The organism is Streptomyces albus subsp. albus (genome assembly GCF_000725885.1).
GTDB lineage: Bacteria > Actinomycetota > Actinomycetes > Streptomycetales > Streptomycetaceae > Streptomyces > Streptomyces albus.
Genome location: NZ_JODR01000012.1, coordinates 147,492 through 173,483, shown reverse-complemented (window position 1 = coordinate 173,483; position 25,992 = coordinate 147,492). Strand labels below are relative to the sequence as shown.

The following is a 25,992-nucleotide window of genomic DNA, read 5'->3' as shown; positions in this document are numbered from 1 at the left end:
GGAGGTGGACATGCGTGCCCTCGTCGCCGCCGGGATCGGCCTGGTGGCCGCTCTCGCGCTCGTCTTCGCGATCACCGCCATGGGCGTGCCGCCCGGCGAGACCTCGAAGAAGCCCCTGCACACCACCGTCCCCGAGCACCCGTAGAGCGGGAGGCAGCATGCGCCGCAGAGCGAGCCTGGTCCTGCTGGCGTTCGCGGTGTTCTTCGCCGCGCTCTCGCCGCTCATCCGCTGGTACGCCTTTCCCCGGCTGGCGAAGATCCCGCCCAGCCAGTACCAGACCATGGTCCTGGAGGCGAAGAACGCGACCCTGCTCGACTACGCCACCATGCGGTCGAAGAAGGTGCCGAAGGTCAGCATCGTGCAGACCCTCAAGGGCAACGTGGAGGCGTCCGAGAAGATCGAGCGGAACACCGACCGCGACGTCGTCGTCTGGGACACCCTCAGCTATGTGGCCGACCACAAGGGGAAACTCGTCTCCGCCATCCCCGAGCGGTACATCTTCGACGCGCACACCCAAGAGCCCGTCCACGCCCGGGGGGAGTCGGTGGACGGCGATCCGGTGCGTCGTGAGGGCATCGAGTTCAAGTGGCCGTTCCTCACCGAGAAACGCGACTACCAGTACTACGACTTCCAGGCCCGCACCTCCGCGCCCATCCACTACAAGGGCACCCGCACCGTGCACGGCCTGGAGACCTACTACTTCGAGCAGACCATCCCCTGGACGAAGGTGAAGGTGCCCAAGCGTCTGCCGCTGGGCGCCACGCCCGAGACCGTCGAACAGGTCGGCCTGGAACGCTGGTACACCACCAAGCGCATGTTCTGGGTCGAACCGGTCACCGGCGCGCCCGTGGACGGGCAGGAGATCCACAAGGAGCAGATGCGCTGGAAGGACCAGCCCGGCAGGAAACCCCTGACGGCCTTCGCGGGGCATGTGAAGATGCGGCCCGACTTCCAGGAGGCCACGGTCGACCTCGTCAGCTCCCAGCGCCGTCTGGTCCTCGCCCTGACGGCGTACCTGCCCTGGGGCTTCCTCGTCCTGGGCGGTCTGCTGCTGGCGCTCTCCCTCACCCTGGAGGCCCGGTCACGCGGGCGCGGGCGCGGCACGGCGGGCGAAGGAGCGGCGGTCGGCGACGACGGCCCCGCCGGGGACGGGACCGGTCCGGGCGGGGGAACCGGCACCGAGGGGACGCCCGCCACCGGCCCGCCGGGCGGCGGCAGGCACCGGCAGCCCGTCTAGCCGTACGCGCCCGGACCCGGCACCGCCGTACGCACGGCGCGGGCGCCCGCCGGACGTGGCGCGCTGCGGGCCGCCGCCTCCGCTCAGCCCTGCCGGGGCCGCTGCCGGCCGGCCCCGGCCTTGGTGTGCCGGGTGGGTTCCGCCGTCGCGGGGTCCTGCGGCCAGGGGTGCTTGGGGTAGCGGCCCCGCAGCTCCGCCCGTACGCCGCGGTAGCCGTCCGCCCAGAACGAGGCCAGGTCGGCGGTGACGGCGGCCGGACGGCCTGCCGGGGAGAGGAGATGGATCAGCAGCGGCACCCGGCCGTCCGCGATGCGGGGGGTCTCGCGCGCGCCGAACATCTCCTGGAGTTTCACCGCCAGCACCGGCTGTTCCGGCTCGTAGTCCACCCGGATCCGGGAGCCGGAGGGCACCTCGATCCGTTCCGGGGCCAGCTCGTCCAGCCGTGCGGCCTGCCCCGACGCCCACGGCAGCGTCCCCGACAGCACGTTCCCGGCGTCCACCCGGCCCAGGTCGGCGCGGGAGCGGACCCGGCCCAGCCAGTCGCCGGCCCGCTCCAGCAGCGCCTCGTCCGACACGTCCGGCCACGGTTCGCCCAGCTCCCGGCGGAGGAAGGCGAGCCGCCGGCGCAGCGAGCGGGCCGCCTCGGACCAGTGCAGCAGCCCCAGTCCCTGCCGCCGCAGCCCGTCCAGCGCGGCCTCGCGCAACCGCGCGGGCGGGGCGTCGGTCAGCGGCCGTGCCGACAGCCGCACGGCACCCAGCGACTCCACCTCGCGGGCCACCACGTCGCCGCCCTCGCCGCGCGGGCCCGCGTCGGGGTCCCAGCGCACCTCGCGGCGTACGGTGCGCAGCGCGTCCGCCGCGGCCAGGGCCGTCTCCTCGTCGATCGCGGCGGCCAGCCGCACCCGTGCCGTGGCGGCGCCCGCCGGACGGTCCGCGACGGCGACCGCCAGCCACGGCGTGCCGCGCAGAGCGCTCTCCGCGGCCAGACCGGCGCGCGTCCCGCCGGTCATCAGGTAGGTGCCCGGCTCCTGGGCCCGGCCGACACGTTCGGGCTGCGCCAGGGCGACGACCGTGCCCACGCCGCGCTCGTCGGTCATCCCCGCGGGCCGCCGCGTCTCGCGGCCCAGCAGCGACCGCAGCCGCCGCACCTCCGCGGCCCAGCGCGTCCCGTACGGGTCGGTGCGGCGCCCGGCGCGGGCCCGCCGCAGGGCCTCGGCCGCGTCGTCCCCGTACGCCCGCGGCGGTTCCTCGCTCAGCAGGGCCACCGTCTCGCTCGCCAGTTCGCTGCCGACCAGGGCCGCGCCGTCCAGCAGCGCCCGCGCCAGTCGCGGATGCACGCCCAGCCGGGCCATCCGCTGCCCGCGCGAGGTCACCCGGCCGCCCTCGTCCAGCGCCCCCACCGCACGCAGCGTCTCGTGCGCCGCGGCCATCGCACCGGCGGGCGGCGCGTCCAGCAGGGCCAGCCCCGCCGCGTCCGGATCGCCCCAGCAGGCGGTCTGGAGGGCGAAGGCGGACAGGTCGGCGACGCTGATCTCGGGGGCGGGCTCGCGCGGGCGTCCCGCCTCCTCGGCCTCGGCCCAGCACGCGTACGCCACACCCGGCGCCTCCCGGCCGGCCCGCCCGCGCCGCTGCTCCGCGCCCGCGCGCGAGACCCGCACCGTGGTCAGCGAGCCCAGGCCGCGCGCATGGTCCGTGCGCGCCTCCCGCGCCAGACCCGCGTCCACCACGGCGCGGACACCCGGCACCGTCAGGCTCGACTCGGCGACGGACGTGGAGAGGATCACCCGGCGGACACCGTCCACGGCGCCCCGCAGCACCTCGTCCTGCACCGGGGCCGGCGCCCGGCCGTGCAGCTGGAGCACCCGCGCGTCCACGCCGTCCAGCAGTGCGGCCACCCTGCCGATCTCCCCGACGCCGGGCAGGAAGCACAGCACGTCGCCCTCGGGCACCTCCGCCAGGGCCCGCCGGACCGTCGCCGCGACGTGCCGCAGCAGTGCGGGGTCCACCCATGTGCCGTGCGGGGGCCGCACCCCGGGCGGGGGAGGGGCGTGCAGGACGCGCACCGGGTGGCTCGTACCGCGCCCGCGCACCACGGGAGCGGACAGCAGCCGCGCCCACGCCTGGCTGTCCTGCGTCGCCGACGCGGCGATCAGCCGCAGGTCGGGGCGGAGCGTGTCGCGGACGTCCAGCAGGAACGCCAGCGCGGTGTCGGCGTCCAGATGGCGCTCGTGGCACTCGTCCAGCAAGGCGACGTCCACCCCGGACAGCTCCTGGTCGCGCTGGAGACGTTGCAGCAGGACGCCCGTGGTGACGACCTCGACCCGGGTGTCCGGGCCCGCGCGGCGCTCGCCCCGCACGGTGAAGCCGACGCTGCCGCCCACCTCCTCGCCCAGCAGCCAGGCCATCCGGCGGGCGGCGGAGCGTGCCGCCAGCCGGCGCGGCTCGGCCACCAGGACCCTGCGCGCGGGGGCGCCGTCCGCCAGGAGCCCCGCCAGGGCGAGGGGGAGCAGCGTCGTCTTGCCGGTGCCGGGAGGGGCGTGGACGACGGCGGAGCCGTGCCGGTCGAGGGCGTCCCGCAGCCGGGGGAGGGCCTCGCCGATGGGGAGCTGCAACAACTGGTCGTGGCGCACGGCGGCATTCTCCCGCCGCCGTGCGCCGGGCTCAGGCGCGGGTGCAGACGAAGACGGCGGTGCCCGGCACCAGCCGGCCGCGCAGCGGGGACCAGCCGCCCCACACCTGCTGGTTCCACTCGGGCCACTCCGGCTCGACGAGGTCGTCGAGGAGGAAGCCGGCCCGGCGCAGCTCCCGCACGCGGTCGCCCAGCGTCCGGTGGTGCTCGACGTAGACGGTCCGCCCGTGCTCGTCCTGTTCGACGTACGGCGTCCGGTCGAAGTAGGAGGCGATCACGGTCAGCCCCTCGGGGCCCGGCTCGTCGGCCAGCGCCCAGCGCAGGGGATGGGTCAGGGAGAAGACCCACCGCCCGCCGGGCCGCAGCACCCGCGCCACCTCTGCGAACACCCGTTCGGGGTCGGCGACGAACGGGATCGCCCCGTAGGCGGAGCACGCCAGATCGAACGAGCCGTCCGCGAACGGCAGCGCCCGCGCGTCCGCCTCGACCAGCGGGAAACCCGCCTCGCCGCCCGTTCCGCCCCCGATCCGCAGCGCGTGCTGCAACTGCCGGTGGGCCAGGTCGAGCGCCACCGGCCGCGCCCCCTGCGCCGCCAGCCAGCGCGAGCACTGGGCGGCCCCGGCGCCGATCTCCAGCACGTCGAGGCCGCGCAGCGCCTCGGCGGGGCCCAGCAGTCGCGCCTCGGCCTCGTCCAGCCCCTCCGGCCCCCAGACGAACCGGGCGTCGCCCAGGAAGTCGCCGTGGTCGCGCTGGTAGTCGTCGGCGTTGCGGTCCCACCAGCCCCGGCTGGCGCGGCTGCTCTCGTAGCCGCCCGCGGGGCGCCGCACCGCCTCGGCATCGTCCGCGCCGCCGGCCGTGCCGCCGGACACGCCGCCGTTCTCCGCGCCGCCGGCCCCCTCGCGTCCTCCGGCACCGTCGCCCGTGGACGGGGCCGGTACGGGCTCCGGCCCGGTGTACCTGTCACCGTCCGTCATGTGCTGCCCACTGAGGGGGTGGACGGTCCGGTCCACCTCGTGCTTTTGTTCCATCGCACCTGTAGCCGTACTCTTCGTGCTGGCTCACGGGGGAGCTTCGCGGGGCCTCTCGGGTCGCCGCGGGAGCCGGTCGCGCGGGGTTTTCCGCCCCTGCTGCGAGGCGAGTTCTGCCGGGTATGGAGTCTTCCGCCCCAGGTGTGCTCTTTCGCGCATTGACCATGCCCAGCGGCCCCCGTATGCTACAAGTTGCGCTGCGGGCCTGCGTGCCTCGGACGGAGCAGGCCGCGCTCGCATCTGTTGTATGTCCCCTCGGGTTTCCGGCTTTCAAGCTGTCCGGCTGACTTGCATGCGGTGCGATCAAAGGGCCCTCGGCGTAGCAGTACCTACGACTTCATGTCCGTACCGGAGACCCTTTCCCACATGACGAGCAGCACCGAGACCTCCGCCACCAGCCCGCAGGTTGCGGTCAACGACATCGGTTCCGAGGAAGCCTTCCTCGCCGCGATCGACGAGACGATCAAGTACTTCAACGACGGCGACATCGTCGACGGCGTCATCGTGAAGGTCGACCGGGACGAGGTCCTGCTCGACATCGGTTACAAGACCGAAGGTGTCATCCCTTCCCGAGAGCTGTCGATCAAGCACGACGTCGACCCGAACGAGGTCGTCGCCGTCGGTGACGAGATCGAGGCCCTTGTCCTCCAGAAGGAGGACAAGGAAGGCCGCCTGATCCTCTCGAAGAAGCGCGCCCAGTACGAGCGTGCCTGGGGCACCATCGAGAAGATCAAGGAAGAGGACGGCATCGTCACCGGTACCGTCATCGAGGTCGTCAAGGGCGGCCTCATCCTCGACATCGGTCTGCGTGGCTTCCTCCCGGCCTCCCTGGTCGAGATGCGCCGCGTCCGCGACCTCCAGCCGTACGTCGGCAAGGAGCTCGAGGCCAAGATCATCGAGCTGGACAAGAACCGCAACAACGTGGTCCTCTCCCGCCGCGCCTGGCTGGAGCAGACCCAGAGCGAGGTCCGCCAGACCTTCCTCACCACCCTCCAGAAGGGCCAGGTGCGCTCCGGCGTCGTCTCCTCCATCGTCAACTTCGGCGCCTTCGTCGACCTGGGCGGCGTGGACGGTCTGGTCCACGTCTCCGAGCTGTCCTGGAAGCACATCGACCACCCCTCCGAGGTCGTCGAGGTCGGCCAGGAGGTCACGGTCGAGGTCCTGGACGTCGACATGGACCGCGAGCGCGTGTCCCTGTCGCTCAAGGCGACCCAGGAAGACCCGTGGCAGCAGTTCGCCCGCACCCACCAGATCGGCCAGGTCGTGCCCGGCAAGGTCACGAAGCTGGTGCCGTTCGGTGCGTTCGTCCGCGTGGACGAGGGCATCGAGGGCCTGGTCCACATCTCCGAGCTGGCCGAGCGCCACGTGGAGATCCCGGAGCAGGTCGTCCAGGTCAACGACGAGATCTTCGTCAAGGTCATCGACATCGACCTGGAGCGCCGCCGCATCAGCCTCTCGCTGAAGCAGGCCAACGAGGCGTTCGGCGCCGACCCGACCCAGGTCGAGTTCGACCCGACCCTCTACGGCATGGCCGCGTCCTACGACGACCAGGGCAACTACATCTACCCCGAGGGCTTCGACCCGGAGGCCAACGACTGGCTGCCGGGCTACGAGAAGCAGCGGGAGGAGTGGGAGCGCCAGTACGCCGAGGCGCAGGCGCGCTTCGAGGCGCACCAGGCCCAGGTCATCAAGTCCCGCGAGGCCGACGAGCAGGCCGCGGCCGAGGGCGCCACGGGTGGCACCGGCGGTGGCCAGGGCGGCGGCCAGGGCGGCGGCTCCTACTCGTCCGAGGGCTCGGACGAGGACTCCGGTGCGCTGGCCTCCGACGAGGCCCTCGCCGCGCTCCGCGAGAAGCTGGCCGGCGGCCAGAGCTGACCGCTCACCACCGAGCCTGAGCCGAACGGCGAGGCCCGCACCCTCCGGGGTGCGGGCCTCGCCGCGTTCCGCGGGCCCTCGCATCACCCGTCCGGGGCGCGGGACGGGGAATGCGCATGCCGCGCACCAGTGTTGTCAGGGGTATGCGACTGGAGCGGGAATCGTTGTACTCGTGGGATCAGGCCGGGCTGGACGCGGTGGACGCCGTGATCGGCGAGCCGGACAGCGCGGGCCTGGTGATGCTGTACCACTTCGAGGGCTTCATGGACGCCGGGGACACCGGCGAGCAGATCGTCGAACGGCTGATGGCCTCGCAGCCGTACGTCACCGTCGCCCGGTTCGACGTGGACCGCCTCATCGACTACCGGGCACGCCGCCCGATGATGACCTTCCGGCGCGACCGGTGGGTGTCGTACGAGACGCCGCGGCTGGAGCTGCGGCTGATGCGGGACGCGACGGACGCGCCGTTCCTGCTGCTGTCCGGCCCGGAGCCGGACAACGAGTGGGAGCGCTTCACCGAGGCGGTCCGCGAGATCGCCGAGCGGGTCCGGGCACGGCTGGCCGTCACCTTCCACGGCATCCCGATGGGTGTGCCGCACACCCGCCCGGTCGGGCTCACCCCGCACGGCAACCGGGCCGAACTGGTGCCGGCGCAGCGGTCGGTCTTCGAAGAGGCACAGGTCCCCGGCAGCGCGGCGGCCCTGACCGAGCTGCGGCTGGAGGAGAGCGGCCACGACGTGCTCGGCGTGGTGGCGCACGTGCCGCACTACGTCGCCCGCTCCCGGTACCCGGACGCCGCCCTGGTCGTCGTGGAGGCGATCACCTCGGCGACGGGACTGGTGCTGCCGGAGGTCGCCCACGCGCTGCGCAGCGACGCGCTGCGCACCCAGGACGAGATCGAGCGGCAGCTCGCGGAGGGCGACGACGAACTGGTGTCCGTCGTCAAGGGCCTTGAGCAGCAGTACGACGCCGTGGCCGGTGCCGAGACCCGGGGCAATCTGGTGGCGGAGCCGGTGGAGCTGCCGTCGGCGGACGAGCTGGGCGCGGTCTTCGAACGGTTCCTGGCCGAGCGGGAGGCCGAGCAGGGCCCCGAGGACTGACGGGGGCGGTGTTGCGGTGTTGCGGCGCCGGTGGCCGGGGCGCCGTCCGGGCAACAGCCGGGCCGGTGCCCGCGGCCGGGGCGCTGTGCGGGAGCGGCTGGGGCGGTGTGGGTGACCTGGGGCACCGTATAGCGTGGGCCGCATGGTGAAGGTGGGGCTGACGGGCGGGATCGGCGCGGGCAAGAGCGAGGTGTCGCGACTGCTCGCCGAGCACGGCGCGGTGATCGTGGACGCCGACCGCATCGCACGGGAAGTGGTCGAGCCGGGTACGCCGGGCCTGGCGGCGGTGGTCGCCGAGTTCGGCGAGGAGGTACTGGCGCCCGACGGCAGCCTGGACCGGCCGCGGCTGGGCTCCCTCGTCTTCGCCGACCCCGACCGGCTCGCCGCGCTCAACGCGATCGTGCACCCGCTGGTGGGGGAGCGCTCCGCCGAACTGGAGCGGGAAGCGGCGGCGGCCGACGAGAACGCGGTGATCGTGCACGACGTGCCCCTGCTGACCGAGAACGGACTGGCACCGCTGTACGACACGGTCGTCGTCGTGGACGCCTCCGACGAGACCCGTCTCGACCGTCTGGTGCGGCTGCGCGGCATGGCCGAGCAGGAGGCCCGCGCCCGGATGGCGGCGCAGGCCACCCGCGAGGAGCGGCTCGCGGTCGCGGACATCGTGATCGACAACGACGGCCCGATCGAGGCACTGCCGCCACGGGTCCGCACAGTGTGGGAACAGCTCTCCGGGCAGCGCCCGCCGGCCGGCTGACCACCGCCGCCCGGGAATGACCGGGGGCCGCGCGCTGTTGTGCGGGGCGGAACCGAAGGAGAGGGCACTGCTGTGACCAGCCCGGAGACGAGCCTCATCCAGTTCCGCGCCGCCGAGCGGCTGCTGGAAGCACGCGACCCGCGCGGCGCGGTCCACCTTCTCGACAGTGTGATCGAAGAGCACCCCGACCACCGGGGCGCGCGGCTGCTGCGAGCCCGCGCGTACTTCCTGGTGGCACGCCTCCAGTCGGCGGAACAGGAGTTCCAGTGGGTGCTGGAGCGGGAGCCGGACAACGCGTTCGCGCACTTCGCGCTGGCCCGCACCCTTCAGCGGGCGTCGCGCGACGACGAGGCACGGGCCCACTTCAAGCTGGCCGCCGCGCTGAACCCGCGCCCCGACTTCGTCGAGGCGGCGGGCTTCGACGACTTCGCGCCGCCCGCGCCCGGCACACCGGACGAAGACCTGGGCAACTGAGGCGGCAGCAAGCAGCTGCCGGACGAGCGAGTAAGGCGGCAGGGGCTGCTGTGACCGCGCACCGGTGCGGTCACAGCAGCCCTTCGCGTTCGGCGGCAGCCGCGACGGCAAGCAGCCGGTCCTCGCGGCCGTGCGGCGCCACCAGTTGCAGACCGACCGGTTCACCGGCGGCCGTCCGCCCCGCCGGGAGGCTGGCCGCAGGATGCCCGGTGATGTTGAACGCCCACGTCAGGGCGACACTCATGCTCTCGCCCGGCCCGTCGTGACCGTGCGGCGGCCCCGGTGTGGTCGGGGTGGCGAGCAGATCGACCTCGGTGAAGAGGCGGTCGAGGGCGGCGTTGAGCGCGGCGGCGGTGCCGGCAGCCGGGCCCGTCGGGCCCGGCTGCCCATTGGGGCGGCCGGTTCCTGCTTCCGGGGGTGTTGTCCTTTTCGGGCTGGGCTCTGGCTCTGGGGCTGTCGCGCTTTCCGGGCTGAGCTCTGCCTTTGGGGCCGTTGCCCTTTCCGGGCTGGGCTTTCCCTTTGGGGCCGTTGCCTTTTCCGGGGCCGTTGTTGTCTCTGGGGCTGTCGCTCTTTTCGGGCCGGGCTCTGCCTCTGGGGCTGTTGCTCTTTCCGGGCGGGTTGCTGCCTCCGGGGCCTTCGCCCCTTCCGGACTGTCGCCTGCTGCTGGGCCCGTCGTTTCCTTCCGGCTCTCCCGCAGGTGCTGCCAGCATGCGGCCGGGTCAGGGAGCCGGACGGTGGCAGCCGGATGCGGGGCTGTGATGCCCGCCTCCGTCAGGGCCTCCAGCAATGTGTGGGCCGTCGCGGCGATGTCCTGCCGGGTGGCGGCGTACCCGAGCGTCGCGGACCAGGCGACCCGCATCCGGCGAGGCTCGGCGCCCGGTGACGAGCAGGAGCCCGCTCGCCCAAGTGCCGCCAGACAGGCCGCCGCGTCCGCCGCCGTACGGGCCAGGGGACCGTGGGCGCTGCGGACCGTACGGCCCCGTACGGGGGCGAGCCCGCCGGTCGTCTTCACCCCCAGGACACCGCACCACGCGGCCGGTATCCGCACGGAGCCCGCGCCGTCACTGCCGGTGGCGAGCGGCACCATGCGGGCCGCCATGGCCGCCGCCGACCCCGCGGACGAGCCGCCCGGGCTCCACCGGGGGCCCAGCGGGTTGAGCGTGGGGCCGCGGTCGGTCGTCCCCCACGTCTGCCACGGGGTGCCCGGTCCCGGGACGGCGGTGGCCCCGACCGGTACGCATCCGGCCGCCAGCGGCCGCGCCACCAGTGGCGAGGCGATCCGCTGTGTGGCCTTGATCCCCAGCGGCACCCCCGCGAGCGGCAGCGGCGTACCTTCGCGCACGGCCCGGTCCACGGCGGCGGCGTACGCCAGTGCCCGCTCCGGCCACGTCTCGGTGAACGCCCGTACCGCGCCGTCCCGCCCGGCGATCCGCGCCAGCGCCGCCTCGGCGACCTCCCGCGCGCTCACCCGGCCCCCGGTCACGGCCCCGGCGATCTCGCACGCCGTCAACCGGCCGTACTCGTCCCCCTCCATTCCGGAAACGGTACAAGCGGCGACGATCTGGCGGGCCGCCCGTGGACCGGCCTACCGTGTGCGCCATGGACGTCGATGCCGCGCTCACCCTCGCCACGACCGCCGCCTCAGCCGCCGCGGGCGGTGCCGCCACCGCGGCCGGTCAGTCCGCCTGGGAATCCCTGCTCGCGCTGGCCCGCCGGGCGGGGATCGGCCGCCGGGACGGCACACCCGACGACGGTGCGCCGGCCGCCGTCGACCCCGCCGACGACGAACAGGTCCGCGTCCTGACCGGGCGGCTCGCCGAACGCGCCGGTGCCGACGCGGAGTTCGCCGCCCTGCTGTGCGGCTGGGCCGAACGCCACGCACCCACGCTGCGGGCCGAGCGCTCCGAGGTCCACAACACCGTCTCCGAGGGCGCCCACATCACGGGCCCGGTCGTCCAGGCCCGCGACATCCACGGAGACCTCAACTTCGGTTGAGGACTTCAACTTCGGTTGAGACGCGGCTCTCCCGCCAGTCGCTTGAGGAGGGACGCCGGCTCCTCGACGTTCGGAGCCGGTCTCCCCGTCTCCATCCCGGCCCACGTGACAGCGCTGCCCTTCAGCCGTACCGGCACGACGCCGCGTGACGGTCCCGTCACCGTGTGGACACGGGAGCCCTCGATGACCGGAACGGTATGGCCGGGTCTGTGAGCTGGGGTTTCTCGGGTGTCGGGGGCGGTGTCAGTGGTCGCTCCTAGACTCGGCCGGGAGTGGAGACCGGGTGTGTGGTGAGTGTGGAAGCGGTGGCGCGTATGGGGTCGGGGGCCGAGCGGCAGCTCCTGCGGTGCGCTGCGGTGTTCCTGCCCGGGGAGGTGCCCCGGCAGGGGCAGGTGGTGTTCTGGCAGGACAGTGTCGGCGGGCTGCCCGAGGTGGGGGAGCCCGGCGAGCTGACCGTCGTCCGGCCGAACGGGGCCGGGCTGCGGCACGAGGTGGTGGCGGCGCGCCTGCTGCCGGTGCGGGAGGCGCTGCCCGTACTGATGAGGGCGCGCACCGACCGGACAGCGCACCCGGCCGCCGCCTGCTGGGGCGCGGCAGCGCTGCACGGGCTGCGGCTGGTCGCCCGGGGGCGGCTGGTGCCGGGGCTGGCCGACGGCGACGTCGACGTGTGGCGCGCGGGCCCTCTGAACGAGGAGGACGTGGCACACCTGCGGGCCGTCGCCGCCGCGATGCCGCCGGAGGCCCACGCGGTGCCTGTCGCGTCCGTCGCGGGGGACGGTGTCGCAGCAGACGGTGCGGTGCTGGACGGAGGCGGGCGCCTCGGGGCGGGCGGGCCGGTCCGCGTACCGGAGCCGGAGGGTCTCGTCCGGGCCTTCCTGGACGCGGTTGCCGACGTCCTGCCCCGCACGCCCGCCGGTCCCGCCGCCGTGGGCCCGGCGTTCGCGGCGCCGGAGCCCAACCGCCTGGCCGGGCGGTACCCGCGGCTGCGGGAGTGGAGCGCCGAGGTCGCGGCCGACACCTCGGCGGGCATCCGGATCTCGCTGCGGCTCGACCTGTCCGCCGACCGGATCTTCGACTCGCAGGAACCACCGCCGGAGGCGGCGCCGGCCCCGGCCGGGGAACCGCAGCCCTCGCCGGAAGCGGGTCCGCCCGTGCCCGGTGCCGCGGCCCCTGCGGACGACGCGGACGGTTCCGCCTCCCCGGACCCGTATGTCGCCGCAGCCGTCGTGCAGGCGACGAGCATCGCCGATCCGATGATGGTGGCCGACGTGGCACAGCTGTGGGACGGCGAGGCTCCCCACCTGGGGGAGCGGGCCCGTGCGGACACCGTGCTGGCCATCCGCCGTGCCGCGCGCGTCTGGCCGCCGCTCGGCCGGCTGCTGGAGCGCTCCACGCCCGATGTGCTGCCGCTCACCGAGCAGGAGCTCAACGATCTGCTGGGCCGCACCGCCCGCGAGCTGGCGGCGGCGGATGTGGCCGTGCACTGGCCGCGGGCCCTCGCGCGTGACCTGCTGTCCGCCGCGGCGGTCGTCCGCACCGGCACGCAGGCGCCCGGCTCGGCGGTCGACGGCACAGGCTTCTTCAAAGAGGGGAAGCTGCTGGAATTCCGCTGGCAGCTCGCCCTCGACGGGGACCCGCTCACCGACGACGAGATGGACGAGCTGGCCGACGCGCACCGGCCGCTGGTGCGGTTGCGCGACCAGTGGGTGCTGGTCGACCCCGCACTCGTCCGCAAGGCGCGCAAACGCCATCTGGGGCTGCTCTCGCCGGGTGACGCCCTGGCCGCAGCCCTCACCGGTGAGGCCGAGGTGGAGGGCGAACAGGTGCCGGCGGTCCCGGTGGGGGCGCTGGCCGCACTCCGCGACAGACTCGCCCGGGCCGCGCGCGGCGAGACGGAGGAAGCGCCGCCGCCCGCGGCGCTCGCCGCACAGCTGAGGTCCTACCAGCGGCAAGGGCTCGCCTGGCTCGACCTGATGACCTCCCTCGGGCTCGGCGGCTGCCTGGCCGACGACATGGGCCTGGGCAAGACGGTCACCCTCATCGCGCTGCACCTGCGCCGCGTCGAACGCGGTGAGACGGCGCCGACACTGGTCGTCTGCCCCGCCTCCCTGCTGGGCAACTGGCAGCGCGAGCTGGCCCGTTTCGCGCCCGGCACGCCGGTGCGGCGCTACCACGGCCCGGGCCGCACCCTGGACGGGCTGCCAGCACACGAGTTCGCGGTCGGGGACGGGGAGGCGGAGCACGAGGACGCGGAGCATGACGGGCCGGGCGCCCGGCAGGGCAGCGAGGGCACCGGGCGTGCCGTCGGCGGGGGCGGCAGCGATGCCGGGTTCGTCCTGACGACGTACGGCACCCTGCGCGGCAGCGCGGACCGCCTCGCCGGGGTGGACTGGGGCCTGGTCGTCGCCGACGAGGCCCAGCACGTCAAGAACCCCCACTCCACCACCGCGCGGGCCCTGCGCACCCTCCCCGCCGCCGCGCGGATCGCCCTCACCGGCACCCCCGTCGAGAACAACCTCTCCGAACTGTGGGCCATCCTCGACTGGACGACACCCGGACTGCTCGGCCCTCTCAAGTCCTTCCGCGCCCGGCACGCCCGCGCCGTGGAAAGCGGCGAGGACCCCGAGGCCACCCGGCGGCTGGCACGGCTCGTGGGCCCCTTCCTGCTCCGCCGCAAGAAGTCGGACCCGGGCATCGTCCCCGAACTGCCGCCCAAGACGGAGACCGACCACACCGTCGAACTCACCCGGGAGCAGGCCGCGTTGTACGAGGCGGTCGTCCGGGAGACGCTGGCCCGCATCCAGGCGGCCGAAGGCATCGAACGGCGCGGCCTGGTGATGAAACTGCTGACCGCGCTCAAACAGATCTGCAACCACCCGGCGCAGTACTTGCGGGAGGGCACCGGCCGGCTGCCGGGACGCAGCGGAAAACTGCGGCTCCTGGAGGAACTCCTCGCCACCATCCTTTCCGAGGGCGGCTCCGCGCTGGTCTTCACCCAGTACGTGGAGATGGCGCGGCTGCTGGAGGCCCAGCTGACCGCACGCGGTATCGGGCACCAACTGCTGCACGGCGGCACCCCGGTCGCCCAGCGGGAAGCCATGGTGGACGCCTTCCAGTCCGGGCAGGTCCCCGTCTTCCTGCTCTCCCTCAAAGCCGCCGGCACAGGGCTGAACCTGACCCGGGCGGGGCACGTCATCCACTACGACCGCTGGTGGAACCCGGCCGTCGAGGAACAGGCCACCGACCGTGCCTACCGCATCGGCCAGACACAGCCGGTCCAGGTCCACCGTCTGCTGACCGCGGGCACGGTGGAGGACCGCATCGCCCAACTGGTCGACGGCAAACGGCAACTCGCCGAGGCAGTGCTGAGCGGCGGCGAAGCCGCCCTCACCGAACTGACCGACGCCCAGATCGCCGATCTGGTGTCCCTGCGGAGGCAACCGTGAAAGCGCCACCGGGCGGCAGCGTGAGCGCCGACGCGTGGGTGCAGGCCTTCGAGGCCGCCGCCGGCGACGGCCGGGCCGCCGCCGACCGGCTGGAACGGGGCCGGGCCTACGCCCACGACGGGGGAGTGTTCACGGTGCGGGCCGGGCCCGGCCGCATCACGGCGTACGTACGGGGCAGCCGCCCGCGTCCCTACCGTGCCCACTGGCGGTTGCCCGTGCTGTCCGACGACGCCTGGGCCGTCCTCGTGCGGACCCTCGCCGCCCGCCCCGCGTACGAAGCCGCCCTCGCGGAGGGGGACATACCGGCGCAGGCACTGGCCGAGGCGGAGGGAGCCGGGGCGCGTCTCCTGCCCGCCCCCGGCGACCTCGCGCCCGCCTGCACCTGCCCCGACCAGGCCGCCTGCTGCAAGCACGCTGCCGCGCTCGGCTACGAGACCGCCGCACGGCTGGCCGGTGACCCCGGTCTGCTCGTGCTGCTGCGCGGCCTCGCCCCCGAAGCGCTGCGCGCCGCCGTGCGCCGCCACGGTCCAGCTGCCGGGCCGCCGCGCGGTGCCTCGGCGCTCCCTTCGGCGGGCGGGGGAGGATCGGCCTCTGCCGCCGGGCCGCCGCTGGGCGGTGCGGTGCCTCCCCTGGACGGTGTGGCGCCGCTGGGCGGTGCGGTGCCTCCCCCGGACGGAACCGCCGGGGATGCCGGGAGCGCTGATGACGGTGCTGGTCCGCCGGCCGACGGGGCGCTGGTGCGGCCTGTACGGGCGGAGGCGGATGCGGCTGCTGCGGGGCCCACCTCCACCGGTGGGGTGGTGCCGGGTGAGGGAGGCGCTGGACCGGTGGGGGAGGCGGCGCCGGGTGCGTCCGGACACCTGGCTCCGGATGCTGCCGCCTCGGGCCCGGCCCACGTCGGGGAGGACACCCGTCCGGCTGCGGCCGTGGCGGCCACGGGGGCGCCGTCCCGTCCTGCGCGGTCCGGCTCGCCCGCCGTTGACCCGGTTCACCCGGCAGCGTCCCCGGCTCCGGCCTCGGTCGCCGGTCACGCTGACGGGCGAGTGGCCGAGGGCGGCGCTGTGCGTGGCTCCGGGAGCCGTACGTGGCCTGGGCGTGCGGGGGCGGCGGGCGATGACGCCGACGCGGAAGCTAGTGCCGACGTCAAGACCCGTGCGGATGTGGCAGCGCGTGCCGATATCGAGTCTCGTGCGGGTACTGAGGCTCGTGTTGCTACCGACGCTCCTGCTGGTGTCGAGGTGCATGCCGGCGCGGAGGCTCGCGCCGACGCGGAGGCACACATCGGAGCCGGGACACTCGCCGGAGCGGACGCCAGTGCGGACGCCCCCGTCTGGGCGAGCGGTGACGTGCCGGGGAGGGGCGGTGGCGTGGCCGGGCAGCGGCGCGGTCCGCTGGTGGGCGGCATGGCCGCCGACGCGGTGTTCGGCTCCGTCGTGCGGCCTCCGCTGCCCGCGCCGCTTCCGCTGCCGGACGCGCCGGGGGAGGCCGCCGCGTATCCCGAACTGCCGGGCGCGCCCAGCGCCGACGCGCTCGCCTTCCTGGCGACGGACGCCGCCCACCGCGCCTGGCACGCGCTGGCGGCGGTCAGTGCGGTCGGTGCAGCCGGTGCGGAAGGGCCGGACGGTCCGGGCGCGGACACAGATCCGCTGCCGGACCTGTCGCTGTGGCACGACACGATCCGGCTCGCCGCCACCCATCCGCGGCTGACGGGACGGAGAACCCTTTCGCCGCTGTTCGCCAGCCTGGCGCGGACGGCGGGCGGGGACGCGCTGGAGCTGGCGCGCGCGGCGGCGGCCTGGCGGCAGGGCGGACCCTCGGGGCTGACCGTGCTGGAAACCGTCTGGGACCCGCCGGCCGGCGACTTCGACCGGGGCCGCAGCGCCCTCGCGACCCTGGGCATCACGATGACGATTCATCACAACCGTCTCACCCACCCGACGCGCCCCGTCCAGTTGCGTTACGGCAAGGACGGGCGCTGGTATCCGTACCGGGGCGAACCCGTCGCCCCCGCAGCCACCGCGGCCACTGCCGGCCCGGCCCAGCCCGGGAGCCGGGCCGGGAGCGGGGGCCGGGGTGACGGCGTCGACCGGGACGGCGACGGGGCCGGGCCCGGAGTCGAGTGGTGGCCCGAGGGCCCTGCCGCCGCCGATCCGATCCGCGCGCTCGCCGGCTTGCGCGACCACAGCTGACCCGCGGCACGCCGGCCCTCGGAGCGCGGTATGCCCGGGGGCACGGCTGCCCCGCGAGCACGCCTGGGCCGGAACCATGGCCGCTCGGGACCACGGCTGCCCCGCGAACACGCTGACCCCCGGAACAAGTTCGGCGGGGGTCCGGCCTGCTCGGGGCCATGACCGCCCCGAGCACGCACGGCCGGGCCCGTGGTTGCCCCGCGAACACACCGGCCCCGAAACATGCTCGGCTCGGAAGCCCAGCTGACCCGCGACCCCAGCTGACCCGTGACCAGAGCTGACCCGCGAGCACGCTCGCCCCGGGAACCACAGCCGGCCCCCGGATCACGCTCGGCCCGGGAACCACAGCTGACCCGGAACTGGAGCTGCCCCCGAGCGTGGGCGGGGTCAGCCCTCCCGCCTCCTTGCGCGCAGTACGGCGTCGCACAGCTCCGCCCCACTTCCGTCCGGGCCGGTGACGGTGCGGGTACGGGTTTCCGCGACGAGTACGTCCCACGTGCCGGGGTCGAGGACGGCGGCGATGTCCTCGGCCGTGACGTACGCGTCCGCCCCCGGGCCCTGTGCGGCCGTGTGCCGGTCCGCCGGGTCGTGCCCGACGATCAGCAGCGTGCCGCCCGGTGCGACCGCTGCCGCCAGCCGGCGGAAGAACGTCTCGCGGGGTCCGGGCAGATGCACGTACTGGCTGGTGACGAGGTCGAAGCGGTGTTCGGGTGTCCAGTGGAGGAGGTCGGCCTGCTGCCAGTCGATCCGCTCGGCCGCGGCGGGGCCGCCCGACGCCAGGGCGTGCTGCTGCGCCCGGTGCAGCGCTGTGGCCGCGACGTCCACCGCCGTGACCCGCCAGCCGAGGGCGGCGAGCCAGCGGGCGTCGGCGCCCTCACCGCAGCCCGCGTCCAGTGCGGTGCCCGGCTCCAGCGCGGCGACTTCCGCGACCAGTTGCGGGCTGGGTGCGTGGGGGCGGGACGTGCCGTGGTGGTGGCGGTAGCGCTGCTCCCAGTACCCCGCGCCGAACTCCTCGGGCGCGGGTTCCGCCGCCGTCATGCGGCCCGCTCTTCCGTACCGGCGGCTGCCTGCCCGTCCGCTCCGGCCGCCACCTGGCCGTCCGCCACGGCTGCCGTCTGCCCGTCCGTGCCGTCTGCCGTCTGCCCGTCCGAGACCCCGTCCGCGTCGGCCGGCGCGGGGCCGTCGCGGTGGCTGGCGGGGTGACCGCCGCGTCGGCTTTCGCGGTGGGCGGCGACGGCCCGGTCGGTGTCCTCGGCCGCCAGATCGGCGTTGATCTGGGCGCCGGCGGTGGTGCCCGCCGCGCCGGCGGCGCCGACCTGGGCCATCGGGTCGGTGACGTTCCCGGCGACCCAGACGCCGGGGACGTCGGTGCGGCCCGTCGTATCGGCGGGGACGTACGTGCCCATCGGGTGCTCGGCGGTGTGCAGGCCGAGCGAGTCCAGGAAGGCGGCCCGCGCCTCCAGCCGGGTGGCGACGGCCAGGGCCTGGCGGGGCACGACCGTGCCGTCGTCGAGGCGGATCCCCGAGAGCCGGTCGTCGGTGGTCTCGACGCCGGTCACGGTGCCGGGCACCACACGGACACCGCGTGCGGCCAGCCGTTCCGCGTCCGTCTCGTCGAGCGGCGGCTGGGTGTGGGTGAAGAGCGTCACATCGTCGGTGAGCTGGCGGAACAGAAGCACCTGGTGCATGGCCGTCGGCCCGGTCGCCAGCACCCCGATGGCCTGGCCGCGGACCTCGTAGCCGTGGCAGTAGGGGCAGTGGAGTACGTCGCGGCCCCACCGTTCGCGCAGCCCGGGGATGTCGGGCAGCCGGTCCACCAGCCCGGTGGTCACCAGCAGGCGGCGGGCGTGGGCGGAGCGGCCGTCGGTGAGGGTCACCTCGAATCCGTCCCCGGCGCGGACCGCCGTGGCGACCTCGCCGGGCACGACGTGGCCGCCGTACCTGCGCACCTCGGCCCGGCCCCGGCCGAGCAGTTCGTCGGGGCGCATCCCGTCCCGGGCCAGCAGGCCGTGCACGCCTTCGGCGGGGGCGTTGCGCGGGGCACCCGCGTCGATCACCGCCACCGAGCGCAGCGACCTGGCCAGGGTCAGGGCCCCGCTCAGCCCGGCAGCGCCGCCGCCGATCACCAGCACCTCGTAGTTGTCGTCCAGTTGTCCGGTCACCTCGACCACCTCCTTGGCCGTCAGAGTGGGGCATCACTCGCGGAGGTGGCAAATAAAGTTGCTGATATGGCAAGCTGGGGGCCATGGACAGTGAAGACGAGCTCGGTCAGGCTCTCGACGCGGTGGGGCCCCGGCTGCGCGCCCTGCGCAAGCAGCGCGAGACCACACTCGCGGAACTGTCCGGTGCCACCGGCATCTCCGTGAGCACCCTCTCGCGTCTGGAGTCCGGCGCCCGCCGCCCGACCCTGGAACTGCTGCTCCCCCTCGCCCGCGCCCACGGCGTGACCCTCGACGAACTCGTCGGCGCCCCGCCCACCGGCGACCCGCGCATCCATCTGCGTCCGGTCACCTTCAACGGCATGACGATGCTGCCGCTCACCCGGCGGGCCGGCGGTATCCAGGCGTACAAAATGATCCTGCCCGGGGTCAGCACCCCGAACGAGCCCGACCCGCAGGTCCACGAGGGCTACGAATGGATCTACATCCTCAACGGGCGGCTGCGGCTCGTCCTGGGCGAGCACGATCTGGAACTCGCGCCCGGCGAGGCGGCGGAGTTCGACACCCGGGTGCCGCACTGGTTCGACGCGGCCGGGCCCGAGACGGTGGAGTTCCTGAGCCTCTTCGGCAGGCAGGGTCAGCGCGCCCATCTGCGGGCCCGCTCCACGGGGTCGGACCGGCGGGAGGAGCCGGGGGACTGACCCGGCGGGCGGCCGGCCCGGTCGGCCGACGGAGGTGTGGGCGGCGCCTCAGTCGGCGGGTACATGGGCGGCGCTCAGCAGCCGTCCGGTCATCCCGAGCCGCCGGTAGGTCCGCAGGGCCGGCTCGTTGTCGGCGTCCACCATCAGTCCCGCCCGGCCGTACCGTTCGACCAGGGAGTTCACGACGAAGCCGCAGACCGCCGCGGCCAGTCCCCGCCCTCGTGCGGCCGGGGCGGTGAGCACCCCGGCCAGCAGTCCGCAGCCCGTCGCCGGCCATGCTTCGGCGGCCACCGCGAGCGGCGTGGCACCGGCCCCGTCGTCCGCCTCCTCGTCCGTCTCCTTCCCGTCGAGCACGCCCGCCCAGCGGCGGACGCCCGAGCGTCCCGGCTGGGCGTGTGAACGGGGGAAGTGGGCGTCGAAGAGCGCCGCCGACCGTTGGGCGGCCGAGGCGTCCAGCCATGTCACCGCGGGACGTTCGCCGTCCTCGTCCGCCGGCGGCGGTGCGGGGGAGTCGGTTTCCATCCACTGGAAGACGTGCAGCCCCACCATGCCCGGTACGCGCTGGGTCACGGCCCGAACGAGCCGGTCCTCACCGAACAGCCGGTAGGAGGTGCCCACTTCGGCCAGTGCGCGCCGGACCGCGTACGCCGCGTCGTCGATGTGGCCGCCCTCGCGCAGCTTGACGGCCATCCTGTCGCGGCCCGAGAGGCCGGGTGCGGCCACGACCACCGCCGACCCGTACCGCCACGCGCGCACCCCCGGGCCGAGCAGACCGTCCCCCTGTCCCTGTGCCGCCCATATGAGTTGCGTGTCACCGTCCGAGACGCGTTCGACCTCGCCTGCCTTGACCAATTCCTTCACTCTTCGTGCATATCAGGCGGTGGGTGATCACCACTGTGACCACCGTCACCGGTGCCGGGCGGCGGCCGGCCGGCTGCCCGGTCACCTGCCGGGCCGGTCGTGGGGGCGCGTGCCGTGGTGGTTCGCCGCTCTTCGCCTCAACAGCCCCACCGGGTAAGGGAGATGACGGCGGCCACGCGGAACGGCGGTGCCGTCGCGGGTGCGGGCTGTTCCGTGCCCGCGCCGTCCCCGCCCGCTCCGGAACGTTCCGCTCCCGGTCCGCGGGGCGCCCCTCCCGCCCCCGGAACGTTCCCTTCCGGCTCCCCGGGACGGGCCGTTGTCGGATACGGCGAGTACTCTGCGCCGAACGTAAGGACACGCCGTCCACCCACGGCGCACGGATCGAGGAGCGGTCGATGGCCCTTCGCAAGTCGACGATGAAGAAACAGGTGGCCGAGGCCATAGCCCAACAGGCGCCCGGCGACCGGCCGTTGGTGTCGGTCGGTGCGGTCGCCGGCCCGACGCCGTGGCTGAGTGTCGGCTTCCTCGGCCTGATCGGGCAGTTCCTGATCAAGTACTACTTCATCACGGTCACCGAGCAGGCTCTGCTGCTGCACCGGATGTCCCGTTTCTCGCAGCGCCCCAAGGAGATCGTCCACGCGATCCCCCGCGACCAGGCCCGCACCGTCTTCGGCGAGATCCAGCTCAACCCGCTGTGGAGCTTCTACCACATGGCCCTTCCGGGTGAGGCCAAGCCGGTGCGGATCAACGTGCACCGCATGTGGCGCAACGAACTGGAGGAGCTGCTGGCCGTCGTCAACAACGGCCCGGCGCCCCAGGGGCAGGCCCCCGGCGGTCTCCCCCCGCAGGGCTACCCCTCCCAGCCCGCGCCGGGGCAGCCGCAGCCGCAGCAGCCCGGCCCGCAGCACCAGCCGTACGCCCAGCCCCAGCAGGGCCAGCCGTACCCGCAGCCCCAGCAGCAGGGCCAGCCGTACGCCCAGCCGCAACAAGGCCAGCCCCAGCAGGGCCAGCCCTACGCTCAGCCACAGGCTCCGCAGCCGCACCAGCCGTACGCTCAGCCCCAGGCACCCCAGGCACCCCAGGCACCCAACCCCTACCAGCAGCCCCAGGCGCCCCAGGCGCCCCAGGGGCCCCCGCAGCCCAACCCCTACCAGCAGCAGCCGCAGGCACCCCAGCAGCCCGGCCCCTACGGTGGCCAGGGCGGGCAGCAGGGCGGCGCACCGGTCGACCCGCGCACCAACCCGTACGGCTGACGGCCGTCCCTCTCCGGCACCTCCGTCACCGCCCCGGGGCGCACCGCCCCCCGGGGCCTTCGTACTCGGCCGTCGGACGGACCCGGCCCCGACGATGGACCCACATGCCCCGTCAGGGGGAACAGGGGTACACGACGGGCGCGTTGCTGCCCATGACCGGCGCCACGGGCGCGCGCGAAGGAGAGGAAGCAACCGATGACGGCCACTGCACAGACCGCGGACGAAGGCGGCACGGCTCCCCGGCTCGCCCCGATGCCCCAGGAGTGGACCCGGGCCCTGGCGGTCGTCGCCCACCCGGACGACCTGGAGTACGGTGCCTCGTCCGCCGTCGCCGAGTGGACGGCGGACGGCAAGGAGGTCGTCTACGTCCTGGCCACCCGGGGCGAGGCGGGCATCGACACCATGGAGCCGGGCGAAGCGGCCCGCGTGCGCGAGGCCGAGCAGCGGGCGAGCGCCGCCGCCGTCGGCGTCTCCGAGGTGGAGTTCCTGGGCCACCGCGACGGCGTGCTGGAAGAGGGCCCGGCCCTGCGCCGCGACATCGCGGCGGCCATCCGCCGGCACCGCCCGGAGCTGGTCGTCACCATCAACCACCGGGAGACCTGGGGCGATGCGCCGGGCAGCCCCTGGAACACCCCCGACCACCGCGTACTGGGCCGCTCCGTCCTCGACGCGGTCGGCGACGCGGGCAACCGGTGGATCTTCACCGACCAGCTCGAACAGGACGGTGTCCTGCCCTGGGACGGGGCCCGCTGGGTGGCTGTCGCCGCCTCCCCGGCCGTCACCCACGCCGTCGAGGTGGGGGAGGAGGCCGTCCGCAAGGGTCTCGCCTCGCTGCTGGAGCACCGCGCCTACATCGAGGCCCTCACGGACGAGGACCCCGAGACGTACGCCCGCGGGATCGTCCTGGGCGGGCTGGACCGGTACGCGCGGCTGAACGGCGGGCGGCGGTCCGTGGCCTTCGAACTGTTCCCCTGCTGACCGCCCGTTCCCCCGCGGTGTTCAGGTCCGTCGCCGGGTGACGACCGGCAGCGCCAGCGCGGCGGGGGGGACGAGCAGTGCCGCGGCGAGCAGATTGAGCCAGCCGTACCCGGCCTGGGCCACGACCAGGCCGGAGAGCGCACCGCCCACGCCCGCGGCAGCGTTCATGTCGGAGAGGCCCTGGACGGCGGCGCGGGACTGCTGCGGAACGGCGTCGGTCAGCAGCGCGGAGCCGGCCACCAGCCCCGCCGACCAGCCCAGGCCGAGAACGAACAGACCGGCGGCGGACTGCGCGTGGTGACCGTTCGCCGTTCCGGCCAGTGCCGTGGCGCACGCCAGCAGGGCGACCCCGACCAGGATGACGCTGACCCGGCCGATCCGGTCCGCCAGCCACCCCATCACCGGGGAAAACGCGTACATGCCGGTGATGTGACCGCTGATCACCAGCCCGATCAGTTCCACCCCCGCCCCGTGACTGCCCAGGTCGACCGGGGTCATCACCATCACCGAGACCATGACGGTGTGGGAGCCGGCGACGGCCGCGAGTGCGGCCCGCGCCCGGGGCGAGGCGGCCACGGCGGACAGCCCGGCCCGCAGCGACCGCTCGTCGGCCCCGTCGGCCCTGTCCACGTCGGCCCCGCCCCCGCCGGTCCCGGCCCGCTCGGCGCGGGACAGCGCGCGGGCCGTCAGCAGCGGGTCCGGCCGCAGCAGCAGCTGCAGCAGCAGCCCGGCCACCACGAAGACGGCCGTGCCCCACAAGAAGGGCCCCGCCGTCCGGGGGACGCCGAGCGGGGCGACGCTGCTCCCGGCCGGCGCGGCGATGTTCGGGCCCAGTACGGCGCCGATCGTCGTCGCCCACACCACGACCGAGATCGCCCGGGCCCGCTTCAGCGGCTCGGCCAGATCGGCCGCCGCGAACCGCGCCTGGAGACCGGCCACGTTCCCGGCGCCGAAGGCGGCCATGCCCACCAGCAGCAGCGGGAAGTTCCGTACGGTCGCGGCCACCACCACGACGAGCCCGCCCACGGCGGCCACCGCGTACGCCGAGGTCAGCCCGACCCGCCGGCCGCGCCTGGCCATCAGCGCGGCGAACGGCAGCGACAGAAGCGCCGTCCCGATCACCGAGGACGTGGAGGCCAGGCCCGCCACGGCCTCCGAGCCCCCGATGTCCTGCGCCAGCACGGCGGCCAGCGCCACGGCCGTGGAGACCCCCAGCCCGCCGAGGATCTGGCTGACGACCAGAGCCCACTGCACCCGCCGCCGGACGGCCGGCAACGAGGCCCCGCCGAGCACGTCCGTCCCCGGCGCGGGGACCGCCGCTATGTCACCCGCCGTGTCATCACCGTTCGCCGTGTCACGAATGTCAGTCACGCCGCGCAGTCTGACAGCACCATGACACCCCTCACCATGGAGTTACCGGCCCGTTCCGCCCGCCGGCCGGTGCGGCGCTCAGAACAGCGGCTGGGGGAGTACGCCCTCCATGGCGAGCAGGGCGCGTTTGGTCTCCAGGCCGCCGCTGAAGCCGCCGATCGCCCCGGAGCTCTCCAGCACCCGGTGGCAGGGCACCACGACGGGGAGCGGGTTGGCCCCCATGGCGGCCCCGACCGCGCGGGCGGCGCCCGGATCGCCGGCCCGGACGGCCAGGTCCTGGTAGCCGACGGTCGTTCCGTACGGCACGTGGCGGGCCAGCTCGCGCAGGACCCGTTCGGCGAAGCCGCCGGTCAGCGACCAGTCCAGCGCGACGGTGAAGGGCGAGCGGACCCCCGCGAAGTAGCGGTCCAGCTCGTCGGCGGCCCGGGCGAGGTGGCCGTCGGCCGCGGCTGCCCGTCCGTCCGGGGCCGGCCCGCCGCCGAGCCGTTCCGCGACCCGGGCCAGCGCGCGGTCCGCCGTGCGGCCCCGGGCGTGGAAGGCGACGGTGACCAGCCCGGCGTCGGTGGCCGCCAGCAGCAGCGGCCCCACGGGCGTGTCCCGTACGGTCCACTTCCAGGTGCGGGGTGCGGCGGCGGCCCGCGCTCCGGGCTCCCCCTGTGTGTCGGTCATGGCGGCACTCTAAGGTCCGGCACCGACATCGCGAGGTCCCGCACCGGAGGCCCGGTACGACGGGGCCCGGCACGACGGAGGCCCGGGCCGGGGCCCGGGCCGGTGAGAGAGACCCCGGGGCCCGAGGCGGGCCCGGGGGCGGGGACGCGGACCCGGCCCCACGTGGGGCCGGCAGGCCGGTACGTCCTGCGCCGGTACGCCGCTGCTCCGCAACCGGTATGCGGCGCGGCCGACGACGGGTACGCGGCACTGCCGGCACCGTGGGGCCGGCCCGGCTCAGTTGGTGGTGGGCGAGGACTTGCTGACGGCGTCGCTGACGATGTCGGGCTTGTTGGAGATGATGCCGTCCACCCCGGCGTCGGCGACCTTACGGGCGTTCGCCGCGTCGTTCACGGTCCAGGTGAAGACCTCCAGACGCTTGTGGTGGGGGCCCTTGAGGGCGTGGACGGCGTCCACGTACTCCTTGGTGGCGTCGGTGTGGGTGGGGTTGATCTGGTCGGTGAAGCGGGCGTACTCCTGCAGGTCGCCGATCTTGGGCGTGCCCAGGAAGCCGGTCTTGACGCCGGGCTTGCGCCGGTGCACCTCGGCGACCGCGTTCTTGTTGAAGCTCTGGATGATCAGCCTGCTCTTCAGGTGGCGGCGGTCCAGCCACCCCTTGTGCCGCAGTTCGCCGAGGGTCTCGCCCTCGATGCCCGGGTAGAGCTCGGGGGACTTGAGCTCCAGCAGCAGGTCCTGGCCGTTGCGCGTGATGCGGTCCAGGTACTCGCCCAGGGTCGGAATCCGCTCATCCGCGAACTCCTTGCCGAACCAGCTTCCGGCGTCGAGTGACTTGATCTCGTCCAGAGTGAAGTCGGAGACCTTCCAGGGACTGCGGTCGGGGAAGCGTTCCTCCACGTCCGTCGTGCGGGAGAGCGTCGTGTCGTGGATGACGATCAGCTCCCCGTCCTTCGTGCGCTGCACGTCGTTCTCGACCCAGTCGATGCCGAGCTCGTGCGCCTTGTCGACGGCGGCGAGAGTGTTCTCCGGCGCGTAACCGGACGCACCCCTGTGCGCCACCGTCAGCGGCGGACGGTGGGGTTTTCTGGCCTGCGACTGCGACGAGGGAGCGGCGGAGTCTACGACAGGCTCCGGCGTCTGTCTCGCCGGCCGCTCCGTGGCCGTCGCGGGCGGAGCGGCGGTGAGGAAGAGCGCGCTCATACCCAGCAGCGCGCCTGCGGTGGCAGCGGTCAGCGGGCGTATAGACATGCGGGACTCCTCGCTTGTGCCTGC

The 25,992-nt window shown here is 74.5% G+C and carries 21 protein-coding genes; 12 read left to right on the top strand and 9 right to left on the bottom strand.

Annotated elements, in window-relative coordinates:
- The first annotated feature begins 10 nt into the window (after nucleotides 1-10).
- Together IO40_RS36975 and pgfA are read left to right on the top strand one after the other, a co-directional pair.
- A complete protein-coding gene (locus IO40_RS36975) occupies nucleotides 11-145 on the top strand; it encodes an SPW_0924 family protein (protein WP_016468242.1) in 135 nt (44 codons plus the stop codon).
- Nucleotides 146-158: 13 nt separating this feature from the next.
- Nucleotides 159-1,238 (top strand): cell envelope lipid trafficking protein PgfA, encoded by a 1,080-nt coding sequence (pgfA, locus tag IO40_RS0115430; protein ID WP_016468241.1) that lies wholly within the window; start codon nucleotides 159-161, stop codon nucleotides 1,236-1,238.
- Nucleotides 1,239-1,321: 83 nt separating this feature from the next.
- On the opposite strand, the gene hrpB is transcribed toward pgfA, so the two are convergent.
- Together hrpB and IO40_RS0115420 are read right to left on the bottom strand one after the other, a co-directional pair.
- The gene (hrpB, locus tag IO40_RS0115425; protein ID WP_031175568.1) at nucleotides 1,322-3,868 is read right to left on the bottom strand and encodes an ATP-dependent helicase HrpB; all 2,547 of its coding nucleotides are present in this window, start codon (nucleotides 3,866-3,868) and stop codon (nucleotides 1,322-1,324) included.
- A gap of 31 nt (nucleotides 3,869-3,899) precedes the next feature.
- Nucleotides 3,900-4,895 (bottom strand): class I SAM-dependent methyltransferase, encoded by a 996-nt coding sequence (locus IO40_RS0115420; protein WP_415852442.1) that lies wholly within the window; start codon nucleotides 4,893-4,895, stop codon nucleotides 3,900-3,902.
- Nucleotides 4,896-5,261: 366 nt separating this feature from the next.
- Here IO40_RS0115420 and rpsA point away from each other — a divergent pair, with 366 nt between their 5' ends.
- The 4 genes from rpsA (at nucleotide 5,262) to IO40_RS0115400 (ending at nucleotide 9,101) form a co-directional block, all read left to right on the top strand.
- Entirely contained in the window at nucleotides 5,262-6,770 is a 1,509-nt protein-coding gene (gene rpsA / locus IO40_RS0115415; RefSeq protein ID WP_030408616.1) for a 30S ribosomal protein S1, read from the top strand.
- Nucleotides 6,771-6,880: 110 nt separating this feature from the next.
- Entirely contained in the window at nucleotides 6,881-7,870 is a 990-nt protein-coding gene (locus IO40_RS0115410) for a proteasome assembly chaperone family protein (protein ID WP_016468237.1), read from the top strand.
- Nucleotides 7,871-8,012: 142 nt separating this feature from the next.
- The gene (coaE, locus tag IO40_RS0115405; RefSeq protein ID WP_016468236.1) at nucleotides 8,013-8,627 is read left to right on the top strand and encodes a dephospho-CoA kinase; all 615 of its coding nucleotides are present in this window, start codon (nucleotides 8,013-8,015) and stop codon (nucleotides 8,625-8,627) included.
- A gap of 72 nt (nucleotides 8,628-8,699) precedes the next feature.
- Nucleotides 8,700-9,101, top strand: coding sequence for a tetratricopeptide repeat protein (locus tag IO40_RS0115400; RefSeq protein ID WP_031175566.1), 402 nt, complete (start codon nucleotides 8,700-8,702; stop codon nucleotides 9,099-9,101).
- A gap of 70 nt (nucleotides 9,102-9,171) precedes the next feature.
- Here IO40_RS0115400 and IO40_RS38785 read toward each other — a convergent pair whose 3' ends face one another.
- Nucleotides 9,172-10,635 (bottom strand): amidase family protein, encoded by a 1,464-nt coding sequence (locus IO40_RS38785; protein ID WP_041968857.1) that lies wholly within the window; start codon nucleotides 10,633-10,635, stop codon nucleotides 9,172-9,174.
- Between the two features lie 65 nt (nucleotides 10,636-10,700).
- Here IO40_RS38785 and IO40_RS0115390 point away from each other — a divergent pair, with 65 nt between their 5' ends.
- From IO40_RS0115390 to IO40_RS34850, 3 genes are all read left to right on the top strand, one after another.
- Nucleotides 10,701-11,096 carry a hypothetical protein gene (locus IO40_RS0115390; RefSeq protein ID WP_016468233.1) on the top strand — a complete coding sequence of 132 codons (396 nt, stop codon included), beginning with the start codon at nucleotides 10,701-10,703 and terminating at the stop codon, nucleotides 11,094-11,096.
- Between the two features lie 314 nt (nucleotides 11,097-11,410).
- Nucleotides 11,411-14,542, top strand: a complete 3,132-nt coding sequence (locus tag IO40_RS0115385; RefSeq protein WP_031175564.1) for a DEAD/DEAH box helicase — start codon at nucleotides 11,411-11,413, stop codon at nucleotides 14,540-14,542.
- A complete protein-coding gene (locus IO40_RS34850; protein WP_052439601.1) occupies nucleotides 14,539-16,731 on the top strand; it encodes a hypothetical protein in 2,193 nt (730 codons plus the stop codon). Before IO40_RS0115385 ends, IO40_RS34850 begins: the two co-directional genes overlap by 4 nt.
- A gap of 387 nt (nucleotides 16,732-17,118) precedes the next feature.
- On the opposite strand, the gene IO40_RS0115370 is transcribed toward IO40_RS34850, so the two are convergent.
- Nucleotides 17,119-17,769 (bottom strand): class I SAM-dependent methyltransferase, encoded by a 651-nt coding sequence (locus tag IO40_RS0115370; RefSeq protein ID WP_031175563.1) that lies wholly within the window; start codon nucleotides 17,767-17,769, stop codon nucleotides 17,119-17,121.
- Nucleotides 17,766-18,902, bottom strand: coding sequence for an NAD(P)/FAD-dependent oxidoreductase (locus IO40_RS0115365; RefSeq protein ID WP_415852440.1), 1,137 nt, complete (start codon nucleotides 18,900-18,902; stop codon nucleotides 17,766-17,768). Before IO40_RS0115365 ends, IO40_RS0115370 begins: the two co-directional genes overlap by 4 nt.
- A gap of 74 nt (nucleotides 18,903-18,976) precedes the next feature.
- On the opposite strand from IO40_RS0115365, the gene IO40_RS0115360 reads away from it, so the two are divergent.
- Entirely contained in the window at nucleotides 18,977-19,591 is a 615-nt protein-coding gene (locus IO40_RS0115360; protein ID WP_016468228.1) for a helix-turn-helix domain-containing protein, read from the top strand.
- Nucleotides 19,592-19,639: 48 nt separating this feature from the next.
- Here the strand turns inward: IO40_RS0115360 and IO40_RS0115355 are convergent, their stop codons facing one another.
- The gene (locus IO40_RS0115355; protein ID WP_031175561.1) at nucleotides 19,640-20,452 is read right to left on the bottom strand and encodes a GNAT family N-acetyltransferase; all 813 of its coding nucleotides are present in this window, start codon (nucleotides 20,450-20,452) and stop codon (nucleotides 19,640-19,642) included.
- Nucleotides 20,453-20,847: 395 nt separating this feature from the next.
- Between IO40_RS0115355 and IO40_RS0115350 the strand changes: the two genes are divergently transcribed.
- Nucleotides 20,848-21,705, top strand: a complete 858-nt coding sequence (locus tag IO40_RS0115350) for a hypothetical protein (protein ID WP_016468226.1) — start codon at nucleotides 20,848-20,850, stop codon at nucleotides 21,703-21,705.
- 195 nt (nucleotides 21,706-21,900) lie between these two features.
- Nucleotides 21,901-22,683, top strand: coding sequence for a PIG-L deacetylase family protein (locus IO40_RS0115345; RefSeq protein WP_033228495.1), 783 nt, complete (start codon nucleotides 21,901-21,903; stop codon nucleotides 22,681-22,683).
- 21 nt (nucleotides 22,684-22,704) lie between these two features.
- Here IO40_RS0115345 and IO40_RS0115340 read toward each other — a convergent pair whose 3' ends face one another.
- The 3 genes from IO40_RS0115340 to IO40_RS0115330 all read right to left on the bottom strand — a co-directional run bounded on the left by IO40_RS0115340 (nucleotide 22,705) and on the right by IO40_RS0115330 (nucleotide 25,968).
- A complete protein-coding gene (locus IO40_RS0115340; protein WP_418952568.1) occupies nucleotides 22,705-24,045 on the bottom strand; it encodes an MFS transporter in 1,341 nt (446 codons plus the stop codon).
- An 87-nt stretch (nucleotides 24,046-24,132) separates the two neighbouring features.
- Nucleotides 24,133-24,723 (bottom strand): methylated-DNA--[protein]-cysteine S-methyltransferase, encoded by a 591-nt coding sequence (locus IO40_RS0115335; RefSeq protein WP_031175558.1) that lies wholly within the window; start codon nucleotides 24,721-24,723, stop codon nucleotides 24,133-24,135.
- A 276-nt stretch (nucleotides 24,724-24,999) separates the two neighbouring features.
- Nucleotides 25,000-25,968, bottom strand: a complete 969-nt coding sequence (locus IO40_RS0115330; RefSeq protein ID WP_030408629.1) for a glycerophosphodiester phosphodiesterase — start codon at nucleotides 25,966-25,968, stop codon at nucleotides 25,000-25,002.
- Nucleotides 25,969-25,992: the final 24 nt, after the last annotated feature.